At 54.6% G+C, this 1,953-nt stretch carries 4 protein-coding genes; 2 read left to right on the plus strand and 2 right to left on the minus strand.

Annotation, left to right across the window (positions count from 1 at the left end; all coding sequences use genetic code 11):
- The coding region (gene scpB, locus AC6T8Q_RS18155) for a methylmalonyl-CoA decarboxylase (RefSeq protein WP_500680429.1) at nucleotides 1-527 on the plus strand (527 nt) is incomplete at its 5' end.
- 39 nt (nucleotides 528-566) lie between these two features.
- Here the strand turns inward: scpB and AC6T8Q_RS18160 are convergent.
- A complete protein-coding gene (locus AC6T8Q_RS18160; RefSeq protein WP_500680430.1) occupies nucleotides 567-941 on the minus strand; it encodes a hypothetical protein in 375 nt (124 codons plus the stop codon).
- Between the two features lie 18 nt (nucleotides 942-959).
- Nucleotides 960-1,499 (minus strand): orotate phosphoribosyltransferase, encoded by a 540-nt coding sequence (pyrE, locus tag AC6T8Q_RS18165; RefSeq protein WP_500680431.1) that lies wholly within the window; start codon nucleotides 1,497-1,499, stop codon nucleotides 960-962.
- A gap of 114 nt (nucleotides 1,500-1,613) precedes the next feature.
- Here pyrE and AC6T8Q_RS18170 point away from each other — a divergent pair.
- The coding region (locus tag AC6T8Q_RS18170) for a hypothetical protein (RefSeq protein WP_500680432.1) at nucleotides 1,614-1,953 on the plus strand (340 nt) is incomplete at its 3' end.

A 1,953-nucleotide genomic window follows, 5' to 3' on the forward strand; every position in this document is an offset into this window, starting at 1 on the left:
GGCTGCTGCGAGCGATTAAGAAGTGTCCCGCTCCGGTCATCGCGATGGTGCATGGTTCGGTGTGGGGAGGGGCGACGGATCTCGTACTCAGTTGCGATATGATCATTGGTGATGAGACGAGCGCGTTTGCCATCACGCCTGCCAATTTGGGGCTGGCCTATAACACCTCCGGCTTGCTACAGTGTCTTCGGCGATTGCCCCTCAATCTGGTGAAGGAGATGTTCTTCACGGCCGCGTCCATCAAGGCAAACGATGCTGCCAAGTGGGGGATCCTCAATCACTTGGTTCCTGCTGCCGAACTAGCGGATTTCACTTACGGCATGGCGAAGAAGATCGCGGAGAAGGCGCCGCTGGCGGTCGCTGCCATCAAAGAGCAGCTTCGCATTCTTTCCGAGGCTGACCCCGTCACGCCCGATGTCTTTGAGCGTATCCAGCAACTTCGGCACGATGTTTACCGAAGTGCCGACTACCAGGAAGGGATCAACGCTTTCCACGAGAAGCGAAAGCCTGTCTTCACGGGACGATAAAATGCACGTCGTTGATTGCCAGATTGTTGGTGATCAGAGTTAGAGGATGAAATAGACAGGCTGATTTCGATTCTTTGCCGATTGCAGCAAGTCGATTAAATCCCCGACGAAAGCGTTGACCATGTCATACTTGATATTTGGTCGTGTTTCCTGAAGGGCTGCAATAGCTTCGGCGAGCATTTCAGTCTCAAGACATTCCTCCTCATAGTCATCAATAATGACCTTACATCTTCGATTTATTGAGTCGAATATTCCATGTTCGAAAATCGAATAGAATAAGCTGTCGTCTTCCAAAAGAAGAAAATCGACCCAAACGCTCGAGTCGATAAACCATCGTTCCAATTGAAAAGCAGAGTCTTCAGTAAGTGGACTAACTATTCCTCGGCGAAAAACTCTCGAAAGTTGTGCATTCATATTGGCCTAATACTCCCCCTACCCTATTCCCAAATCCTTCACCGTCACCAGTGACGAGAACTTGTACCCCTTCGCCTTGAAGGCAGCTTCCGCGCCGGCGAGGCGGTCGAGTACCGTCACGACGTGAACGACCTTAGCGCCGGTCGCCTCGACGGCTTCACATGCTTTGATGGCGGAGCCGCCGGTGGTGGAGACATCTTCGACGACGACGACGCGATCACCTTCCTTGAGCGGACCTTCGACGAGCTTGCCGGTCCCGTGCCCCTTGGCTTCCTTTCGGACAATGAATCCTCGGAGCGGGCGTTTTTCGAGCCCAGCGATCGTGAGGACGGCTGCGAGAATCGGATCAGCACCGAGCGTCATTCCGCCGACCGCCTCGAACGGCTCGTCGCCCAGAAGATCGAGAATGCCTCGTCCGATGAGAGCAGCACCCTCAGCCGAAAGGGTCACATTTCGGCAATCGATGTAGAAACTCGACCGCTGGCCGCTCGCCAGGACGAAGTCGCCGAACTTCAGGGCATCCCGTTTGATAATCTCGATCAGCGGTTTTCGGTCCAAGGGAGTTCCTTCCAGAAAGACGTTATTTGGAAGCTCATTCTACGACCCTTGGGCCACGCGGCCCGACCAAGATTGCTACTCTAATAGGAGAGGCGACAGGTGCGGAGGTGAGCGATGGGTCGGCATCAAAGAATTCTTCCAATCGGCGGCGGCATCCTGCTTGCGGCAGTCGTTGCGATCATCTCGCTCCCCTTTCTCCATGCCGGGGACTCTGCCGCTCCCGAAAGTGAGGCGTCTCCACCACAAAAAACGTCCGAACAGACGAAGTCAACTGAAGCGGCTGCGAACGCTTCCGCCGTCACGGATGATTCCAAAGTCGTGATGCTTGATGGGCAAGCGGTGTTCTACGGCCCCGCGCTTCGGAAGCTGCTCAAGCTCGAACTGGTGGATGAATCGCTGGACAAAGTAGTCGCATTTCAAACCGAGGATGGACGGCTGATTCCGATTCTGCCCA

The organism is Bythopirellula sp. (genome assembly GCF_041737835.1).
Classification (GTDB): Bacteria; Planctomycetota; Planctomycetia; order Pirellulales; family Lacipirellulaceae; genus Bythopirellula.

Bases quoted from the DNA above. Each gene is read 5' to 3' on its own strand.
- AC6T8Q_RS18160 (WP_500680430.1), bottom strand. From the start codon at position 941: ATGAATGCACAACTTTCGAGAGTTTTTCGCCGAGGAATAGTTAGTCCA.